The sequence below is a fragment of the Pandoraea terrae genome (assembly GCF_902459695.1).
Classification (GTDB): domain Bacteria; phylum Pseudomonadota; class Gammaproteobacteria; order Burkholderiales; family Burkholderiaceae; genus Pandoraea; species Pandoraea terrae.
Window position 1 is genome coordinate 193,129 of record NZ_CABPRZ010000002.1, and the last position, 19,099, is coordinate 212,227.

Here is a 19,099-nt window from a genome sequence, read left to right on the forward strand (position 1 = left end):
CTTGCACGAACGCCTCAGCCTTACCGCAATGCCTTGACCGCCGCCGGCGTGACATTGGCCGGCTGACCACCCCAGGCCACGCGCAGATAGTTGGTCAGTTGCGCCAGTTCGGCATCGTTCAGGCGCTTGTCGAAACCCGGCATATCCTGCATTCGCTCGAGCCCCGGAAAATCCTGCGCCTCGATGCCTTCGAGCATCGCCACGATGAGGTTGCGCGGATCGCCCTGGCGGACCGTCGAGTTGCCCAGCATCGCCACGGCCACATGCGGTTTGCCTGTCCCGTCCGCGCTGTGACATCCGGCGCATACCGCGAGATAAAGATTGCGCCCCGCCGTCAATGACCCCGTATCGCCGGGCGGCGGCAACGCGTGGGCCGCCGGCGGCTGGTCGCCGAGCAAGTAGATCGTCATCGCGCGAAGATCGTCGCGCGTCAGGTACTGTGTGCTCAGATGCACCACCGGATACATCTCGCCGAATGCCGAGCCCTGCGGGGCAATCCCCGTGGCAAACAACGTCTGCAAATCCTTTCCGGTCCAGCCCCGGGCCGCCAGGCCCGCAGGCGTGATATCCGGCGCTGCGACACGCCCCAACGCCGCACCGCCCAACGCTTTCGCGCCGTCGAGCTGGCCGAAGGTTCCGCGCGGCGTGTGGCACTCGGCGCAATGACCGAGCGCGTTGCTCAGATAGCGTCCGCGCTGCCAGTCGGCCGACTGTCCCTTCGAGGCATCCGGCAGCGTGTCCTTCACGAAGATCATGTTCCAGAAACGCATTCCGAAACGGAGGTTATACGGGAACGACAGTTCGGGGGTGCGATTGGCGACGGCCGCCGGCTTGATCGACATCAGGTAAGCGTAAATGGCGTCGCTGTCGGCCCGTGAGACTTGACGGTATGACGTGTACGGCATCGCGGGATACAGCGGCTTGTCGGGGCTGATGCCGTCGTGAAGCGCCTTGTAGAACTCGTCCGCGCTCCATTTGCCGATGCCGTGCGACGGATCGGGGGTGATATTCGTGCCATAGAAGGTGCCGAACGGCGATTTCAACGCCACGCCGCCGGCAAACGGCGCGCCGTCGGCGCTCGTGTGGCAAGCCGCGCAATCGGCGGCTCGGGCCAGGTAGCGGCCTCGCGCGATGACCTCGGCCGATGCGTGCGGCCGGGGCGCGGCTGCGCTGGCAGGCGTGCCGGGCACGCTCGACGCAGCCTCGGGCGACGTCGCGGCGACGGCCGCGGGCATCATCGCCGACGAGGACGAGGACCTGTCGCCGCAAGCGGCCAGCAGCACGGCCGTCAATGCCGCAGCCAGCGCGGCGCCGCACGGGGTGCGCAACGGAAAGTGGCTCATCGTCCGACATCCTTGACGAGTCCGGGCGTGCTCAATATCACGTCGCGCACCGCCTCGTAGTAACGCACATAGCCCGTGCAACGGCAGATGTGGTCGTTCAGCGCTTCGGTGATGGCGGCTTCGACCTGGTGCTTCGCCACCGGCTCACGTTTCAGACGCTCGATCAGCACCGTTGCCGCGTTGACGAAACCCGGCGTGCAGTAGCCGCACTGGAAACTGAAGTGTTCGAGAAATTTTTGCTGCACCGGCGTCAACGCCGTCACCTTGCCGTCGGCATCGCGTGTGGCGTGCCCTTCGACAGTGCGGATTTTCTTCCCGTCAAAATAATTCGCGCCCGTGATGCAGGTGCGCACGGTCTCGCTGGTGCCGTCCGGTTTGTCATGAATGACCACGCATGCATGGCAGATGCCCTGCCCGCATCCGAGCCGGGATCCGGTCAGCCCGAGGTATTCGTGCAGGAAGTCGATCATCATCAAGCCGGCCGGTACTTCCATGGGCCCCACCGCGCGGCCGTTGACCGTGACGGTGACCGGCAATGTCGTCCATGGCTTGCGTCCCGCATCCGGCGCAGGTGCCGCCGGGGCGGCAGCCGCCGACGCGGGATCCGGCGACTGCGAAGCGTCCGTCATGCCAGCACCTCCTGGATTTTCTGCGGTGTGACCGGCAAATTGGTAAATCGGTGACCGGTCGCGTGTGCGATGCCGTTCACGATGGCGCCGACCACGGGAATCATGACGACTTCGGCAATGCCCTTCGGCGGATCGGTTTCCGTCACCGGCGGCAAGACTTCGCCTGTTTGCGTCCAGACGGCGACGTCCGTGGCGCGCGGCAGCCGGTAACGGTTGAAATTCCAGGTACCGTTGCCGGGGCCATCCTCATAAAGCGGCAAATACTCATGCAGGGCATGGCCGATACCCATGGCGATGCCGCCCTGCAACTGCCCCGAGACGAGCTGCGGCGAAAGCTGCGTGCCGCATTCGACGATCGAATGGTGCGAGAGCAGTTCCACCTTGCCGCTGGCTTCGTGCACCGACAGCTCGACGAGCGTGCCGATGGCGCTGTAATACGTCACGGCTGCATTGTTGCGTTGTACCGGCGGGATAAACACGCGCTTGCGGTCGAGCGTGCGGTAGGCCGCAGCTGGCGGCGCAGCGTCCTTCTGCGGATCCGCCGCGGGCCCGGCGCCATACCGCAGCGCCATGCCGTCGATCGGCAGACGCGCCATCGTGCCGCCCAGATCGAACTCCGCCTCGGCCCACTGCCAGCGATTGAAGACATGAACGATAGCCCCGGTCACGAGCCCGAGCGCATGCGCCGTCTTGACCAACTGTTCGAACGGCAGCGCTTCAAGCCCACCGGCCGACAACTTGCCGTCGACCCATCGCGCATCCTCGATACGGACCACGAGCGGTGCGGCTTGTCCGCCGCCCAGCCCCCGGCGCCAGATGGACAGCGCGGCCGGCCAAAGGCCCTGCGAGAACACGAGCCGCGCGGCCTCGCGCGTGCTGTGCGTGAAGTAGTAAGCGGAATTGGTCGCGCTCGACGGCGAGGCATAGCCCGGCGACCAGCGTGGATTGGCCGACAGCTTGTCCTGCTCGGCCTGCGACATCAGGTAGGGATCGCCGCTCGTGACAATCGGCAATTCGGGCCAGTCGGTGACGGCCACGTGGACCTCCGTGGCCGGCCGGCCCAGCCACCTGGCGACCGCCACGGCCTGCGACGTCGATACGCCCGTGCCGATTTCAGCGGCGGTGTGATGCAGGCGAATCCTGCCGTCGGCGTCGATCTCCACCTTGGCGAACGAGGTTTCCGCCCCCGTGCCGAAATCCTTCTGGACGCAGGCAAACCCCACACCGTAGCGCTTGCCGGGGTTGGCCGCCTCGAACGCGGCCTTCTTTTTCGCGCGATCTGTCCACAACGGGTGGCCTTTCGCCTTCTGCAAGACCTCATCCACACGGATCGCACCGGCCGGGATCGCGCCCTGCGTGTTCTTCATGCCGGAGCGAAGCGCATTCTTCAAACGGAAGTCGATCGGGTCGAGGCCAAGTTTTTCGGCCAGTTCGTCGATCATCATTTCCGTGGCCGCCATGCTCTGCAGCGTGCCGTAGCCGCGCGCGGAGCCGGCATCGATGGCGCGCGAGGCGATGGCCACCGACGCGAGATCGCTGCGCGGAAAGTAATAGATCGATTGTGCGGCGGTCGCGCCGACCATCGCCACCGACGGCGAGAAGTTCATGCGGCCGCCGCCATTGGCCTCCATGTCGGCCTGAAACGTTTGCAGCAACGCGGATTTACGGTCCACGGCAATGCGGTAGCGCATTTTGAACGCATGCCGCTTGAGCGAGGTCTGGAACTGCTCGTACCGGTCGTTCGCGAGCCGGACCGGCTTTCCGTCACCGTACATGGCCGCCACGAGTCCATAGAACGGCATGTTGTAGTGGTCCTTGGAACCGTAACCGACGGTGTAGCACGGGTGCAGGATCAGATGCCTGACCGGCAATTTGCCCTTGGCCACCATGCCGGCTGCGCTCTCGGCCACTTCGTTCGGCGATTGCGTCGGCACGACCAGGTGCAGGGTCTGGGTGGCGGCGTCATACCAGCCGTTCGCATTGTCCGGCTCGAGCGCGGCGGTGTCGATCGACTGCGTCTGATACTCCCTCTCCATCACGAGCCAATCGTCGGGCGGATGGGCCAGCGCCTGCTCGATCTGTGCCGCGTGATACATGCCCTGTGCATCGAGCTTGCCGTGCTCCTGGCCGTCGGGCCACACCGGCTGATGCTTGCGCATCATGCTCGGGAAGATGGGAGCGTCCTTGAGACTGGAGAACACATCGTCGTCGTAGGGCGTTTGGCCACCGACCCGGACAAAACGGAACGTGCCCCACGGATCGCGCTCGAGCGGGCCGGTCGCGTCACCGTAGCGGATGATCTCGTCGTGGAACTTGAGCTTGTCCTTCGCGAAACGAAAGCGTGCGAAGTCGTGATAGATGAGGATGGCGACCGCGTGACCGAGATACGCCGGCGTCTTGCCGGACGGCAGCAGCATGTCGTCGCCGTAGAACGCCGGAAAAACCAGGCCGTCGCGCGCCAGATCGGTGGCGGTCACCACCCGGTCGGGTTTGAGATCGTCACCCAGCAGGGCAAGGTCGAAACCCTCGTAGGTACGGTCGGCTTGTGTCGTACGCAGCACAAACGCATGCGACTGCGTCTTCGGCCAATTCGGCATGTCGGCTGCGCGCACGTCGCGGGCGAAGATCTTCGCGCCCGTAACCTTGGCCGTGCCGTCGATTCGGAATTTCGCCTGCCCGGTCGCGGCATCCCACGGCACGGGGGTGAGATTGTTCTCTTCAAACAAGGCCGCAAAGGCGCGGCTGCCGATCGGCGCGATGTAGACCGATACCCCCGCGACGACACTGACCTTCAGGAAACTGCGACGCGACAGGCCGGGCGGCTGCATGAACGTCTCCTTCGGCTGCCGACTGCCCGGGTATCAATGCAGTGCACTACAGCCGGGGGGCGGCGCAGGCGTCCACGCGATTCGCGCGAACATCGATGCCAAGGCTACACGGCGGTTTCGGGAATTGCAAGGCGCGCGGATCCGCGCCACGGAGAAAGCGGCGGACCGCCGAACATGCGGTCCGCCGCTTGCGCGCCGGGCACGATCCCCGGGGATCAGTGCCCTGATGAGCGCGCGGCCTTCAGCGGGAACAGCAGGGCCACGGCGACCATCATCGACACCAGCGCGGCCGAGGCGCCATAGCGGCTCAGTTCGAGTCCACCGTGGGCGATCGGCTTGTCAAGGAAGTCCCCGACGACCGCGCCAAGCGGACGGGTCAGGATGAAGGCGGCCCAGAACAGCAGCGTGCGCGAAACGTTCGTCCGGTAATAGGCGATCGCGAGCAACGCCAGCAATCCGCCGAACAGCACGGCCGCACCGAGGTAGCCGAAACCCGCCGTATCCGCGGTCCAGTCGCCGAGTGCCGTGCCAAGCGTCTGGGAGAACATGATCGTCACCCAGTAGAAGACCTCGGCTTTCGGCTCGCTGATCGAGCGAACCGATACGGAACCCATTGCGCAATACCAGATGGCGAGCGAGACCAGCACGAGCGCCAGGAGTATCGTGGATCCGCCGGCGTAACCGATGCCCAACGAGCGGTCGGCAAAGTCCGCCAGCGTTGTGCCGACGGTCGTCGTGGCGACGATCGTGGTCCAGTAGATCACCGGATGAAACCGCTTCGCGGAAATCTGGGCGCCGACGGCGATCGCGAAGAGCACCGCGAAGATGGCCGTGCTCGCCAGATATCCGAGGTTCAGGGACATGGACAGCGCGTCGCCGGCGGTCTCGCCCAGCGTGGTGGCAGCCACCTTGATCGCCCAGAAGACCAGGGTCAGTTCCGGGACTTTGATCGGCGATGATTTGGATAACGAGGATAACTGGGTCATGTGTTGACTCCTTGGCGTTGCGATTCAAGTAACATCGTGTGCGCCCGCCGTAGAAATGGGGCAATGCAGTGACAAGGGAACGGGCAAGTCGCAGTGCGGATTCTGGATGTGCCGAATTAGGTCAGAATTAGCGTGTCGCACCCGAATCGCCTCGCGCGCCCCTAACTTTTCCCTAATGATTCTGGTTTACTGTTGCAAAATGCCCTGTATACACGAGGAATTTGCGTGAGAGTCCTGCTGGTGGAAGACGACGCGATGATCGGCGAGGCGCTGATGCAAGCGCTCAAGGATGCCGCGTATGCGGCGGATTGGTGCCGCGACGGCGCGGCCGCGATCACGGCGGTGACCACGCATGCCTACGATATCGTGCTGCTCGATCTCGGCCTGCCCGATCGCGACGGTCTGGATGTCCTGAAAGCCCATCGCGCGGCAGGCCGGCGCGAGCCGATCATTGTCGTGACGGCACGCGACGCGGTCGAAGACCTGATCGGCAGTCTCGATCTGGGCGCCGACGACTTTGTCGTCAAACCGTTCGAGGTCGGTGAGCTGCTGGCCCGCATGCGCGCGGTGATCCGCCGGCATGCCGGCGTGGCCGTGCCGGTGCTCTCGAACGGACGCCTGAGTCTGGACCCTGCCACACATGAGGCCAGGTACGGCGACGTGACCTGTCTGCTATCCGCCAGGGAATATGCCCTGCTGCACGCGCTCTTGCTGCGCCCTGGCGCCATCCTGTCGCGCGACGCCCTGGAACATCAGCTGTACGGCTGGGGGGAAGAAATCGAAAGCAACGCCATCGATTTCCTGATCCATTCCGTACGCAAGAAACTCGGCGCGGACGTCATCCGCAACATTCGCGGCGCGGGGTGGCTGGTGCCGAAAGCATGACGCGCTCACTCCAGTCCCGCCTGATCGTCGTGCTGTCGAGTTGCGTGGTCGTGCTCGGCATCGTCGCGGGCTACGTCTCGTACGAATTTGCGTTTCGCGACGCGTATCGATTTCAGGACGACCAATTGATCCAGGTTGCGGCCCTGGTCGACACGCACAACCTGGCAACGATCGACAGCGAAGTCCGCAGCATGCCGATCCACGATTTCGACTACCGCCTGACGGTGCAGCCGCTCGGCGGCGTTTTCCCGAAAACGCTCAGTGACGGATTCAACACGCTCGAAGCCAACGGGCACACCTGGCGTGCGTACGTGCGCACGCTCGATGACGGGCGGGTACGCATTGCCGTAGGCCAGCCGACCGAAGGCCGCAACGAAATTGCCCGGAACAGCGGGTTTCGCACCGCGCTGCCGTTCTTTGCGATAATTCCCCTGCTGATTCTTCTGATTGCGGTCACCGTTCGGCGAACATGGCACCCCGTGACAGTCCTTTCAGCCGGTATCGACGCGCGCAGCGACACCGACCTGCGGCCCATCGAAACCAAAATCGCGCCGCCCGAGATCGCGCCGTTCATCATCTCCATCAATCGCCTGCTCGCCCGGCTCGACGTTGCGTTGACCGAACAGCGGCGTTTCGTGGCGGACGCCGCGCATGAGTTGCGCTCGCCGATTACGGCGCTGGTGATCCAGGCCGAGAATCTCGACCACCGGGCGCTCGACGAGGAAACCCGCACCCGGCTGGACAAACTCAAGGCGGGCCTGAAGCGCACCCGCGAATTGCTGGAGCAATTGCTGACGCTGGCCCGGATCCAGAGCGCGCAACCGATATCGATCGGCCCGGTGGCCCTGCGGCAGGCGGTGCACGTTGCGCTGGAGGATGCCTATCCGCTGGCCGACCAGAAATCCATCATGCTGGATGTGGACGACCTTGCGCCGGCGATGCTCGTCGACGCGTCGCGGGCAGACATTGCGACCGTGTTGCGCAATCTTGTCGACAATGCCGTGCGCTATACGCCGCGCAATGGCAACGTCACGATCCGGCTGGCAAAATCTGCCGGCATGGCGGTCATCGACGTCATCGACACGGGGCCGGGGATTCCGGCCGCACAACGCGCCCATGTCTTCGACGCGTTCTACCGCGGCCACGGAAACCGCGAAGAAGGCACCGGACTGGGCCTCGCGATCGTGCGCGCCACCATCGATCGCCTGGGCGGCACCATCGAACTTGGCGATGACCGGCCTGCCGAGCCCCACGGCCTGCACGTGCATGTCACGCTCCCCCTCCATCGCGCGTCCGGCATGGCCACCTGAGGGATCTTCCCGCGATACGGCGGTATACTGGGCTGCCATTCGCCCCCTTTCCCCCGCTGTCCTCGCGGCCCCCTCTTCGTTATCCTGATTCCGATTCGGACCCCTTGAGAATGCCCCAGACCCTTGCCATTCTGACCGGCGCCTCGCGCGGTCTCGGCGCTGCATTGGCGCGCGGCCTGCTGCAGCCAGGCACCCATCTGATTACGCTCGCGCGCCATGCCGACGCGGCGTTGACCGGCCCCGCGAACGCGAACGGCGTGACGCTCGAACAGATCGAAACCGACCTGTCCGACCCGGCCGCGGCGTCAGCGGCCGCAGCACGCCTGTTCGCCGCCCTGCCCCGCGATGCCGCGCGTTTCCGGCTGATCAACAATGCCGGGACGGTGAACCCGGTCGCCAACAGCGCCGATCTTGCCGACGCCGGCGCCATCGGTAGCGCGTTCACATTGAATGTCACGGCAGTCATGCTCCTGACGGCACATTTCCTGCGCGCCACGAATGGACTGTCCGCGGATCGCCGCATCGTCAACATTTCTTCAGGCGCCGGACGCAATCCCAATGCCGGCTGGAGCGTGTATTGCGCGACCAAGGCTGCGCTCGATATGTACACACGCGTCGTCAAACTGGAACACGAAGGAAGCGGTCTGCGCGTGGTGTCGCTGGCGCCAGGCGTCATCGACACCGACATGCAGGCCACGATCCGGTCGAGCGATCCGGGCAACTTCCCATCGCTGGAACGATTCCAGGCGCTGCATGCCACCGGCAAACTCGCATCGCCGGAAAACGTCGCCGCACGCATCCTGGCCTTGATGGAACGCGACGACTTCGGTCAAACCGAAATCGACGACATCCGGAACTACACCTGAGCGGACACCCTCAAACAAGCATTTAATTGCATCTTCTGTTGCATGTTAACCCTATAAGTGCACTATATATCTTGCATCACATGGGCTTTATCGCCTACTTTATGCATCATAGTGCACTTCGCAGCCCATCCGGTTACATGCCTTCCGGAACCCCGCGCCTCGACGGGACCGGATCCACAGGAGACATCCATGCGCCCCATCGACGTACACAAGCTGGCCGACGAAGCCCGCTTCAACCGATTTCACGGACAAATTCTTTTCTGGTGCGCGCTCATCATCATTTTCGACGGCTACGACCTCGCCGTGGCGGGTATTGCGTTGCCGTCGATCATGAAGGCGATGGGCGTGAACGCCACGAGCGCGGGGTTCATGGTCAGCTCGGCGCTGTTCGGCATGATGTTCGGCGCGATCGTGATGGGCATGGTCGCCGACGCGATCGGACGGCGCGGGTCGATCGCGATCTGCATCCTGCTGTTCAGCGTTTTCACGGCGGCGGCAGGTTTCACGCATGAGCCGGTCACGTTCGGCGTGACGCGCTTCCTCGCGGGTCTCGGCATTGGCGGTGTCATGCCGAACGTCGTGGCGCAGATGACCGAATACTCGCCGCGCAAGATTCGCGGGACGATGGTCACCCTGATGTTCAGCGGCTACTCCGTCGGCGGGATGCTTGCTGCCTTGTTGGGCAAGGGTTTGATCGAAAGCTACGGATGGCAGTCGGTTTTTCTCGCCGCCGGCTTGCCCGCGCTGCTTGTGCCGTTCGTGCTGGGGTCGATGCCCGAATCGATGCCATTCCTGATCAAGTCGGGACGCACGGCCGAACTACAGCGCATTGCCGCTCAGATCGAACCCGCGTATCAGCCGGCGCCCGGCGATCATTTCGCGTTGGCGAGCGCCGGCCGTCGCAACGCGGCGCCGATCAGCCAGTTGTTCCAGGGTGGCCGCGGCTTCAGCACGGCCATGCTGTGGGTGGCGTTCTTCATGTGCCTGTTCATGGTGTATGCGTTGAGTTCATGGCTGACCAAACTGATGGCCGGCGCAGGCTACAGCCTGGGGTCGGCGTTGACGTTCGTGCTGGTGCTGAATTTCGGCGCGATGCTCGGCGCCATCGGCGGCGGCTGGCTGGCCGACCGCTTCAATATCAAATACGTGCTCGTGGGCATGTACGCCCTGGCCGCAGTATCGATCACGCTGCTCGGCTTCAAAGTGCCCACCGGCGCCCTTTTCGTGCTGGTCGGCCTGGCCGGGGCATCGACCATCGGCACGCAGATTGTCACGTATGCGTACGCGGGACAGTTCTATCCGATGGCTGCGCGCGGCACGGGTATCGGCTGGGCGTCGGGCGTGGGCCGCAGCGGGGCCATTCTCGCGCCGATCGTCATCGGCATGCTGGTCGGCATGTCGCTGCCGTTGCAACAGAACTTCATCGCCATTGCGGTGCCTGCCGTAATCGCCACCGTCGCGGTCCTGCTGATCGATCACCGCCGCTCGGCCACGGTCCAACAGGCCGTGTTGTCGGCCACCGGCACGCCGCACGCCCCCCAGGATGCGCCTGCATGAACCCCATTGAGGATGCTCCCGCCCGCGTCGCATCAACGCGTACGGGCGGAAGCGCTCCCCGGGTCCGCCGGCAGGGAAAACTGGAATGTTGCGCCTTGTCCCGGCACGTCGATCAGTGCGATCACGCGGCCGTGCAGCTGCAGAATGCGATGCACGATCCGCAAGCCCAGGCCGCCTTCGCGGCGCGCACCGCCCACCGTGAACGGCCGCTCGAACAGTCCATCGCGAGCCGACATGGGAATGCCGGGCCCGGTGTCGCCCACCGTCACGTCGACTTCTCCATCGCGCGGGGACAATGTGACCTCCACCGCGCCGCCCGCCGGCGTGTGCCGCAGCGCGTTGTCCAGCAGATTGGTCAGCACCCGTTCGATCAAACCCAGGTCGGCGCGCACTGCGGGAATCTGCGGCGCGAGATGCGCGCGCAACGCCACCTGCCGCGCCTCAGCCGTCAGCTCGAACTTCTGGAAGACGTCCTGCACGAGATCTGTCAATGAAAAACGCTCGGCTTCCGGCTGAACGAAGCCGTGCTCGAGGCGCGCCAGTTCGAACAGCGATTGCGCCAATCCGCCGACCTTGCGGCTTTGGTCCAGCGCAATGCCGAGATAACGGCGGCGTTCGGCCGGCTCCAGCGTGGCGTCCTTGAGCGACAGCGTTTCGAGATACCCGTGCAGTGACGACAGGGGTGTGCGCAGGTCGTGTGAAATGTTCGCGATCAACTCGCGCCGCTCCTGATCCTGACGCGTCAGCGCCCGCCATTGCTCGCCGATGCGTGCCGCCATCTGCCGGAACGCGGTATCGAGCACGGCAATTTCGTCGGTGCCGTCGACGGGAAGCGCCCGGTCGTCCGGCGGCGGCAGGATCGCCGGTGCGGCGTCGATATCGAAGTCACGGACCGAATCCGTCAGGCGGCGCAAGGGGCGGGTGATCAGCGCGAAGGCCGTGAGGCCGGCGATCAGACATAGCGCCGCCACGAGGCCTATCGACCACAAGGCCGCATTGAGCGCTGCGCTGGTCGCACCGAGCGCCGCGTACTTGTCATGCGCCTCACCGAGCAGCACCACGTAAATGTATCCGGATTCGCGCCCATTGACCCGCAACGGTGCCGCGCTGAAGACCTTTTGGCCGCCGGGGCTACGCGGATCGTCGCCGTAGACCGGCAATGCCTCGCCGGCCAGCAGCCTGTGAATCGGCGCCAGATCGACCCGGTCGCGACGCAGGTGCCCGGCGGGTGCGGCATGACCGGCAATATTTCCGGCCTGGTCGAGCAGATAGACCTCGACGCTCGGATTGACCACCATCAACTGTCCGAACAACTGCCGCACGGCGTCTGGCTTCAGGCCGTTGGCATCCATGAGCTGGGCATTTTCGGCGATATGCTCGGCCAACCCCTTCGACAGACCCTGCACGACCTCCGCGTCATGCATGCGATTTGCTCGGATCTGCAGCCACGCCGAGGTGCCGCAACATACCAGCAGCAGCACCGCGAACACCAGTGACAACCGCTGTGTCAGCGTCAGTTTCATGACCCGCCTCCCGCCGCAGCGAACTTGTAGCCGTGGCCCCACACGGTCAGGATGCGCGTCGGCTGCGCCGGATCGGCCTCGATCTTGGCGCGCAGACGGTTGATGTGGGTATTGACGGTATGCTCGTAACCCTCGTGCCGGTAACCCCACACGGCATTGAGCAGGTCCATGCGTGAAAACACCTTGCCGGGCTGGCGCACGAAGAAGTACAGGAGGTCGAACTCGCGCGGGGTCAGGTCGAGACGCTTGCCGTCAAGCGATGCTTCACGCGTCAGCGGGTCAATGAACAGGCCGTCGCACGAGAGACTGCCCGCATCCATGCGGGCGTTGCGCGCCAGCGCATCGACACGGCGCAGCAGCGCCTTGACGCGCGCCACCAGCTCCAGCACGGAAAACGGCTTCGCCAGGTAGTCGTCCGCACCGAGCTCCAGCCCGAGAATGCGATGGACTTCACTGGAACGGGCACTTGTGATGATAATGGGCGTGTAGCGCGTCATCGCGCGCGCCCGGCGGCAAATCTCGAGGCCGTCGACACCGGGCAGCATGAGGTCGAGAATCAGGGCATCCCAGCCACCCTCTTCCAACCGGCGCAGGCCTTCATCACCGTCGGCGCAATGCACGACATCGAGGCGCTCGTCGCGCAGATGCAGCTTGAGCAGGTCGGCGATATGCGTGTCGTCCTCCACGAGGAGAACACGTTTGGGCTGGTCCATGGCGTCGTTGGATGTGGATGCTGTGCGGGGCATGGCGCGCGATCGGCGCACAATGCTGGCGCGATGCCCTCATTGTGCAAAATTCCGCCGCCCCGAGGTATCACGAATTGTTTAATTCTACGTGAGGACTTCGCGACTGCCGCCGACGTAACCTGCCGTCATTCAGCAATCACGCCATTTTCGGAGGATGTGATGGTTTCAAGACGAATTTTCATGCTGACGGGGACGGCTGCTGCGGCCGCACTGGCCACCGGACTGGTACCTCGCCTGGCCCGACGCGCCACGGCCGCGGACGGAAAGACGCCCGCCAAAGCCGCTGCCGAGACATTCGAGGTCACGCACACGGACGCCGAGTGGCGCACCCGCCTGACGCCCGCCCAATATGACGTATTGCGCCGTGAAGGCACGGAACGCCCGTACAGCAGCCCGCTCAACGACGAGCACCGCGCCGGCACCTTCGCCTGCGCAGGCTGCGCCCTGCCGTTGTTCTCGTCGCGCACCAAATTCGACAGCCATACCGGCTGGCCCAGCTTCTGGATACCGCTCGAGCATGCGGTCGGCACGCGCTCCGACACCACCTTCGGCATGGTCCGTACCGAAGTGCATTGCCGCCGTTGCGGCGGGCATCTGGGCCACGTTTTCGACGACGGCCCGAAGCCCACCGGCCTGCGCTATTGCATGAACGGCCTGGCCATGACGTTTACGCCGCAGCCAGCATGAACCGCCACGCCCCTACGGCCCCACACCGTCCGTTGATAGCCTGCGTTTGCTCGTACCTATCCAAGTCCTGCGCCATGTCGCTACTTGCTCTCGCCAAACTCCGCTCGACGCTGCTGCTGGTGGCGTGCGCGGCCGCCACGGCCACGTCGCCGGCCTTGGCCGAACGCTTCACGGCGCCACTCCCGGGCGGCAACGCATCCGCAATCGGCGCCGCCGGCGGTGCAGTGATACTGAAGACGGGCAACGTCGCGCCGTTGCCGGTTGAAGGCCCGTTGCCGCCGCTCGATGGCGCGGTGCAGTGGCTCAATTCGCCGCCGCTGACGGCACAATCATTGCGCGGCAAAGTGGTGCTGATCGATTTCTGGACATTTTCGTGCATCAACTGCCTGCACACGCTGCCTTACGTGAAGGCGTGGTCGCAAAAGTATCGCGATCAGGGGTTGGTCGTGATCGGCATTCACGCGCCGGAGTTCGCATCCGAACGCGACATCGGGAACGTCAAAAAGGCCATGCACGATCTCGGCATCGATTATCCGGTCGCTATCGACAACAACTTCGCGATCTGGCGCGCGTTCCGGAACCGGTATTGGCCCGCGTTCTATTTCGCCGATGCGCAGGGGCGCATCCGCTACCACCATTTCGGCGAAGGCGAGTACGCTGAATCGGAACAGGTTATCCAGCAACTGCTGCGCGAAGCGGGGGCAAAACAGGGCGAAAACCGCCTTCCCGCCATTACCGCTGGCGCGCCGCGCGTGCTCGCGAATCAGGAGAAAACCGCATCATGACGATTTCGAAAACCTCGCCCTTGTGGCGCGCCCTCACGGCCGGTGTGGCCGTCGCCGCCGGCGTGCTGGTCTGGCAATGTGCCGCATACTCGTTCGGCGGTGCCGAATCGGCGGTCGTCATTCCGCCGCCCAAACAGGATGAACCCGCGAGCGCCGCCGCGCGCACGGAAACAGCCGTATTTGCCGGTGGTTGCTTCTGGGGCGTTCAGGGCGTCTTCCAACATGTGCGCGGTGTGCAGCGCGTCGTGTCGGGCTATGCCGGCGGCACGGCGAAGACCGCGCAATATGATACGGTCAGCGGCGGCGGAACCGGGCACGCCGAGTCGGTGCAGATCACATTCGATCCGGGTCAGGTGTCTTACGGCGCCCTGCTCCAGATCTTCTTTTCCGTCGCGCACAATCCGACGGAACTGAACCGTCAGGGGCCCGATTCGGGAACGCAGTACCGTTCCGCCGTTTTCCCGATGAGCGACGCGCAACGGCGCGTGGCCGAGGCCTATATCACCCAGCTCGACGCCGCGCATGCGTACTCGCGCCCGATCGCCACGCGCGTGGAACGTTACGCCGGGTTTTATCCTGCTGAAGCCTACCATCAGAACTTTCTGACGGAACACCCGACGTATCCGTACATCGTCATCAACGACTTGCCGAAAATCTCCGACCTCAAGCGGATGTTCCCGGCGCGTTACCGTGACGATCCGGTGCTGGTGAAAGCGGCTTCACAGTAAGCGCGGCGGACGCCGTTCGGCGCGCTGCGGCCCGATCGGCGTGCCCGACAATCTGAACCCGGATGACGCGCGTTGGCAAAATCGGGTTCCCTGCAGACGATCAAATTTCGTGGCCGGCCTGACTTTCGCCGGGGCCGCTCACCGGCACATGCTTCCTCTCATGCAGACGATTGTCGATCCGCACAAGACCTTCGGCGTCGGCGATAACGCTCTCGGCGACATTGCGCATCCAGGGTTCCGGCACTGACCCTTCGAGGACAGCCACGCCATTGGCGACCCTTACGGCCACGTCGGAGATGTCGACGTCGAGGGCGCACGCGAGACGTTCGCAAACTTCCACGTGCAAGCGCTCGTCGGTCACGCTACGTGAACCGGTGCCGGATGTCGCGCCGACCGTGCCCTCCGGCCACTCGATCCGGTGTGGATCGAACGGTTGGCGCGGCATGCTGGCCTGCATTTGACGTGTGCCGGCGCCCGCCGGCGGCGAGCCGCCGGCCCTTCCGCCGCGTTTGGCCGGGGTGTGCTGGCCGGCAAGCGTGTCGAGATGACCACCGGTCGTTTCAGCGTCGCCGTCTTCGTGCACAAGCAGGTAATCCATATCGCCTTCATTTCGGGCGCCCACGCCTGCGCCGCGCTTGGCCCGCGGGTTGGTTCGGCGGGTAGGCGATGTAGCGGGCGGGCGTTTGTCGGATGCTGTCGGGTGATTCGTACGCATTGCGGCACTCCATATCCGCGTCTACGCAACAAGTGTAGAAACTTGTCCGGCCAGACCCAATCGGAAACTTCCGAAAAACGCGTAGGCGGTTACTGGCAAAACCTGTCCCACGAAAAATAATTCTCTTATAGATCAATTCATTATAGAAATGATCTCACCTGCTTTCTTGAAAAATACGGCCTTTGCGAATTGCATCCGTCACGCAGTGAACTCCGCGGCCATGTCCGCGTCGGTGCGCGCTTCGAGTTCGCCCTTCTGGCATGCCTTGCGGAAGACCTCGTAATCGTGCTCGATCTGATCCGCGTAGCCCGTCGCATATTTCACCAAGGCTTCCCCCATGCGGACACCGCGCCCCAGATAACCCGACAGCTCAGGCGCGCACGCACCCGCCTTCGCGTGGGCGCGCGCCAGCACCCATCCACACAGCGTCGCGTACCCACGGAACGTCTCCGGACGAAACAGCTCCAGTTGTGCCGAGATTTTCATGTCGCGCAACTGCCGTCCGTAGATCGAACGCCCGAACGGACCGGAGGCCCATCCCAGGAACGGATCGGTGGCCGCCTGCATCAGGCGCTGGCCTTCGACCACGCGGCGCCCGTCGTGCTTCGGCACCGCGGTCCCCTTGCCTTTGAAGAAGCGCGTGACCACCGACCGGGTGGCCTCCTTGAACTGCAAGAACAGCGGCAGGTCCCGGACGTCCGTCAGCAACATGACGAGACACCGCGTCCCGACGCTGCCCACGCCCACGACCTTGAACGCCACGTCCTGCATCGCGAAGTTGCCGAGCATGCGCGCGCGGTCCGGCGGCAGGGAACTCAGATAACCACGATACAACGACTCAATCAGTGCGCGCCAATCCCCGAGTCCGAGCCAGTCATCCTCATGCGTGAACAAGGTCGTGCTGCCGTGCACATGAAACACTGCCGGCGGCGCGTCGCGAATCTGCCAATGGTCTTCCACGCGCTCGGCCAATTTCGGCAGCACCGCCTCGTGTGTGCGGCGCGAAGCACGTTCGATGCCGCGTTTGACGCGGTCGCGAACCTCGACGCTGCGCGCGTTGCCGAGCATGCGATCGAACGTGATCTGCTGGTGCCAGAGCGCCATCGTGCCCATCTCGGAGAATTCGGCCATTCGCCGGCAGTAGCTTTCGACCATGCCTTGCACCAACGCCGTCCCGAGCGAATCGCCGAAGCCGAATTGGCGCGCGGCGAGGACGAGACTCGCCGCAAGCCGCTTCATGTCCCATTCCCACGGTCCCGGGGCCGTTTCGTCGAAATCGTTCAGATCGAAAATCAGCGCGCGTTCCGGCGTCGCAAAGCCCCCGAAGTTCGACAGATGGCAATCGCCGCAGATTTGCATCGTCATGCCGGTATCCGGCGTCCCGGCCAGATCGTGCGCCTGGACGATCGCACTGCCTCGATAAAACGCGAACGGCGAGGCGAGCATGCGCCCGTAGCGCAGCGGCACCAGGGACGCCACACGCCCTTCGCTGCTCAAACGCAGTAAGTCGATAACATTACGATGGGTGTCGCCAATCTTGGCGTGGGCACTGCGCGGCACCTTGTCGCGCAAGGCACGGCCGGCGGCGAGGCGGTCAGCGTGGGACGTCGGCGTGGCCATCTGATTCTCCGTTGCCCCGTGCGGGGCGCAAAATCGATAAACCGTCGGCGCTTCCCGCTGCCGAGTTTGCCGGCGGTGGCGCCGGCGGTCGTGCTGGCGCCGGATACCAGCCGTCGGGAGAAACCACAACTGCGTCTTTCGGTTGCGTCTCGAAATGCGGCGACATGATCTGGACGCCGTATTCATTGAAAACATCCTGAATCTGGCCATGCAGTTCGCTGACGGCGCGAAAACGCGCCGCTGGATCCTTCAGGGCAGCGAATAGTTCGTACTCGACGTAAAAATCCGACAACGCCCGTTGCAGGACAAAAGGCGCAGGCTGCGCAGCGATGAGGCTCGTGCGCAAAGCGGCGTCCGTCAGCATGGCGTGCACCTGGCGCCACGGCGTGTCGTAGCCGATCGTCACGGTGGTGCTGAGCGCGGCGCCCGTGCGGCTGCCCTGGCTCGAATAATTGCGCACGATGGCGCCGACGACCACGGCGTTCGGAATCGTCACCTCCACCTGCGCGAGATTGACGATCTTGACGGAAAGCGCATCCACGCCGACGACGGTGCCTGTCGCGTCGCCGATCGTCACGAGATCGCCTTTACGCAGCGCGCGGCTGTAGATGACGACCATGCCGCTCATGAGTTGATTCACGATGCCGGACGATCCCAGCGTTACCATCAGGCCGAGTAATACGGAAAGCCCTTTGAAAACATCGCTCTGCGCGCCGGGAAGGTAGGGATATGCAAACGTCAGCGCCAATCCCCAGAGCAACACGCTCACCACCCGGCGGGTGGCACCGGCCGTCTCGGGGTGCATGCCGGGCAAGGTGAGGCGCCCGGCCTGGATGGCATCGAAGATATTATTGATGAGGCTTTGCAGCGCCCGGGTGAGCAGGAATATGACGATCACGGTGATCACGCCGGGAATCGCGGCGGCCGTGCCGAGCGCAAAATGGTCAATCAGCGCCCAAAGGAAGCCGGACAATCGCCCGCCCATCGGCGCGGTCGCCGGGAAACGGCCCAGCACGAAAATCAGATAGACATAGGCGAACATCAGTATCAGGCCCAGCGCCAGCAGTTGAACGATCTGATGGACCAGGTGAAACGCCGATCCGGCCCAGTCGAAACCGCGCACGGTACGTTGGAGTACCCGGGTCTCCAGCGCGCGCTGGAGGTTCGCATGAAGCCGTGTGCGCATTCGGCCGACGCCGAAGACAAGGAGCGCCAGGACCGCCGTCGCGAGCACCGAAAACGCCACGCCGCGAACGATCGTCGGGACATGCAGCTGCTCCCGCCGCGCAGCCATCGCGACTTGCAGCTTGCTGCGCACGTCATTGGAGATGGCGTCGAGCGAACGGTTGTCGCCCGGTTCGATGTCATCGGAGGTCAATGCAAAGAGAATGCGATCCTGCAGGCGAAATGCGATAACGCTGCGCCCGCCAAGCGTGCCTTGCAGCAAACCGATCGGCGCGTCGAGCAGCGTGTTGGGCAGGCCTTCAAGCGTGGCTTCGGCGCGGGCAGCCCGTTGCGCCGGGCTCGCGCCGGCGATGGCGCCGCGGAATGTGACGATTGGCCGATCCATGAAACGCAGTTCCGCCGCATCGGCTTGGGACGCTACACCCGCGGCAGCACCTGGCGGCGCGCCGGCATCCGGCGCGCTTGTCTGCGCGAACGCCGTGGCGGCCATCGCCAACCATCCCGCCATCCACCAAGCTGTCAGGCACTGCCTCAGGCACATGCGCATAAACCGCCTCCGTGTCCGGACGATCGGATTCCGAGAATTATTCACCAAGCGACTGGAACTGTCGAGTCGAAGGCAGGGCGGGCGCCGTCCCGGATATTTCGCATCGCGAGACAATTTATCGCTCAACTATTGAGCGGGACTGCCGATAACCAGTTAAGC

General features: G+C 64.3%; 15 protein-coding genes and 1 pseudogene. 7 read left to right on the forward strand and 9 right to left on the reverse strand.

Features of this window, described 5'->3' with window-relative positions; genetic code table 11:
• Positions 1-20 precede the first annotated feature (20 nt).
• The 4 genes from PTE30175_RS02990 to PTE30175_RS03005 form a co-directional block, all read right to left on the reverse strand.
• Positions 21-1,343, reverse strand: coding sequence for a cytochrome c (locus PTE30175_RS02990; RefSeq protein ID WP_150695559.1), 1,323 nt, complete (start codon positions 1,341-1,343; stop codon positions 21-23).
• A complete protein-coding gene (locus PTE30175_RS02995; RefSeq protein WP_150695560.1) occupies positions 1,340-1,972 on the reverse strand; it encodes a (2Fe-2S)-binding protein in 633 nt (210 codons plus the stop codon). Before PTE30175_RS02995 ends, PTE30175_RS02990 begins: the two co-directional genes overlap by 4 nt.
• Complete coding sequence (locus tag PTE30175_RS03000; protein WP_150695561.1) at positions 1,969-4,800, reverse strand: xanthine dehydrogenase family protein molybdopterin-binding subunit; 2,832 nt, start codon at positions 4,798-4,800, stop codon at positions 1,969-1,971. The genes PTE30175_RS02995 and PTE30175_RS03000 overlap by 4 nt, the downstream gene beginning before the upstream one ends.
• Before the next feature lie 215 nt (positions 4,801-5,015).
• A complete protein-coding gene (locus PTE30175_RS03005) occupies positions 5,016-5,786 on the reverse strand; it encodes a COG4705 family protein (RefSeq protein ID WP_150695562.1) in 771 nt (256 codons plus the stop codon).
• A 225-nt stretch (positions 5,787-6,011) separates the two neighbouring features.
• Between PTE30175_RS03005 and PTE30175_RS03010 the strand changes: the two genes are divergently transcribed.
• From PTE30175_RS03010 to PTE30175_RS03025, 4 genes are all read left to right on the forward strand, one after another.
• A complete protein-coding gene (locus PTE30175_RS03010) occupies positions 6,012-6,671 on the forward strand; it encodes a response regulator transcription factor (RefSeq protein ID WP_150695563.1) in 660 nt (219 codons plus the stop codon).
• The gene (locus PTE30175_RS03015; RefSeq protein ID WP_150695564.1) at positions 6,668-7,981 is read left to right on the forward strand and encodes a sensor histidine kinase; all 1,314 of its coding nucleotides are present in this window, start codon (positions 6,668-6,670) and stop codon (positions 7,979-7,981) included. Before PTE30175_RS03010 ends, PTE30175_RS03015 begins: the two co-directional genes overlap by 4 nt.
• A gap of 110 nt (positions 7,982-8,091) precedes the next feature.
• Positions 8,092-8,847, forward strand: a complete 756-nt coding sequence (locus PTE30175_RS03020) for an SDR family oxidoreductase (RefSeq protein ID WP_150695565.1) — start codon at positions 8,092-8,094, stop codon at positions 8,845-8,847.
• A 189-nt stretch (positions 8,848-9,036) separates the two neighbouring features.
• Positions 9,037-10,404, forward strand: a complete 1,368-nt coding sequence (locus PTE30175_RS03025) for an MFS transporter (RefSeq protein WP_150695566.1) — start codon at positions 9,037-9,039, stop codon at positions 10,402-10,404.
• A 32-nt stretch (positions 10,405-10,436) separates the two neighbouring features.
• Here PTE30175_RS03025 and PTE30175_RS03030 read toward each other — a convergent pair whose 3' ends face one another.
• Both PTE30175_RS03030 and PTE30175_RS03035 read right to left on the reverse strand, forming a co-directional pair.
• Positions 10,437-11,927 carry a sensor histidine kinase gene (locus PTE30175_RS03030; RefSeq protein WP_150695567.1) on the reverse strand — a complete coding sequence of 497 codons (1,491 nt, stop codon included), beginning with the start codon at positions 11,925-11,927 and terminating at the stop codon, positions 10,437-10,439.
• Positions 11,924-12,640, reverse strand: coding sequence for a response regulator transcription factor (locus PTE30175_RS03035; RefSeq protein ID WP_150695739.1), 717 nt, complete (start codon positions 12,638-12,640; stop codon positions 11,924-11,926). Before PTE30175_RS03035 ends, PTE30175_RS03030 begins: the two co-directional genes overlap by 4 nt.
• Before the next feature lie 192 nt (positions 12,641-12,832).
• Here PTE30175_RS03035 and msrB point away from each other — a divergent pair, with 192 nt between their 5' ends.
• The 3 genes and pseudogenes from msrB to msrA all read left to right on the forward strand — a co-directional run bounded on the left by msrB (position 12,833) and on the right by msrA (position 14,873).
• Complete coding sequence (msrB, locus tag PTE30175_RS03040; protein ID WP_150695568.1) at positions 12,833-13,360, forward strand: peptide-methionine (R)-S-oxide reductase MsrB; 528 nt, start codon at positions 12,833-12,835, stop codon at positions 13,358-13,360.
• A 242-nt stretch (positions 13,361-13,602) separates the two neighbouring features.
• Positions 13,603-14,070, forward strand: a pseudogene (locus tag PTE30175_RS03045) (thioredoxin family protein); the annotation flags it as partial.
• A gap of 71 nt (positions 14,071-14,141) precedes the next feature.
• On the forward strand, positions 14,142-14,873 hold the full coding sequence (gene msrA, locus PTE30175_RS03050; protein ID WP_150695569.1) for a peptide-methionine (S)-S-oxide reductase MsrA: 732 nt from the start codon (positions 14,142-14,144) through the stop codon (positions 14,871-14,873).
• 100 nt (positions 14,874-14,973) lie between these two features.
• Here msrA and PTE30175_RS03055 read toward each other — a convergent pair whose 3' ends face one another.
• From PTE30175_RS03055 to PTE30175_RS03065, 3 genes are all read right to left on the reverse strand, one after another.
• Positions 14,974-15,471: a BON domain-containing protein gene (locus PTE30175_RS03055; RefSeq protein WP_191628802.1), complete on the reverse strand. Its 498-nt coding sequence runs from the start codon at positions 15,469-15,471 to the stop codon at positions 14,974-14,976.
• Positions 15,472-15,786: 315 nt separating this feature from the next.
• Positions 15,787-17,208, reverse strand: a complete 1,422-nt coding sequence (locus PTE30175_RS03060) for a DUF2252 domain-containing protein (protein WP_150695571.1) — start codon at positions 17,206-17,208, stop codon at positions 15,787-15,789.
• Positions 17,183-18,940: a mechanosensitive ion channel family protein gene (locus tag PTE30175_RS03065; protein ID WP_150695572.1), complete on the reverse strand. Its 1,758-nt coding sequence runs from the start codon at positions 18,938-18,940 to the stop codon at positions 17,183-17,185. Before PTE30175_RS03065 ends, PTE30175_RS03060 begins: the two co-directional genes overlap by 26 nt.
• Between the last annotated feature and the right edge of the window lie 159 nt (positions 18,941-19,099).

Coding starts and splice junctions, on each gene's coding strand:
- PTE30175_RS02990 (WP_150695559.1), bottom strand. CDS start 1,343: ATGAGCCACTTTCCGTTGCGCACCCCGTGCGGCGCCGCGCTGGCTGCG.
- PTE30175_RS02995 (WP_150695560.1), bottom strand. CDS start 1,972: ATGACGGACGCTTCGCAGTCGCCGGATCCCGCGTCGGCGGCTGCCGCC.
- PTE30175_RS03000 (WP_150695561.1), bottom strand. CDS start 4,800: ATGCAGCCGCCCGGCCTGTCGCGTCGCAGTTTCCTGAAGGTCAGTGTC.
- PTE30175_RS03005 (WP_150695562.1), bottom strand. CDS start 5,786: ATGACCCAGTTATCCTCGTTATCCAAATCATCGCCGATCAAAGTCCCG.
- PTE30175_RS03015 (WP_150695564.1), top strand. CDS start 6,668: ATGACGCGCTCACTCCAGTCCCGCCTGATCGTCGTGCTGTCGAGTTGC.
- PTE30175_RS03020 (WP_150695565.1), top strand. CDS start 8,092: ATGCCCCAGACCCTTGCCATTCTGACCGGCGCCTCGCGCGGTCTCGGC.
- PTE30175_RS03025 (WP_150695566.1), top strand. CDS start 9,037: ATGCGCCCCATCGACGTACACAAGCTGGCCGACGAAGCCCGCTTCAAC.
- PTE30175_RS03030 (WP_150695567.1), bottom strand. CDS start 11,927: ATGAAACTGACGCTGACACAGCGGTTGTCACTGGTGTTCGCGGTGCTG.
- PTE30175_RS03035 (WP_150695739.1), bottom strand. CDS start 12,640: ATGGACCAGCCCAAACGTGTTCTCCTCGTGGAGGACGACACGCATATC.
- msrB (WP_150695568.1), top strand. CDS start 12,833: ATGGTTTCAAGACGAATTTTCATGCTGACGGGGACGGCTGCTGCGGCC.
- msrA (WP_150695569.1), top strand. CDS start 14,142: ATGACGATTTCGAAAACCTCGCCCTTGTGGCGCGCCCTCACGGCCGGT.
- PTE30175_RS03055 (WP_191628802.1), bottom strand. CDS start 15,471: ATGGATTACCTGCTTGTGCACGAAGACGGCGACGCTGAAACGACCGGT.
- PTE30175_RS03060 (WP_150695571.1), bottom strand. CDS start 17,208: ATGGCCACGCCGACGTCCCACGCTGACCGCCTCGCCGCCGGCCGTGCC.
- PTE30175_RS03065 (WP_150695572.1), bottom strand. CDS start 18,940: ATGCGCATGTGCCTGAGGCAGTGCCTGACAGCTTGGTGGATGGCGGGA.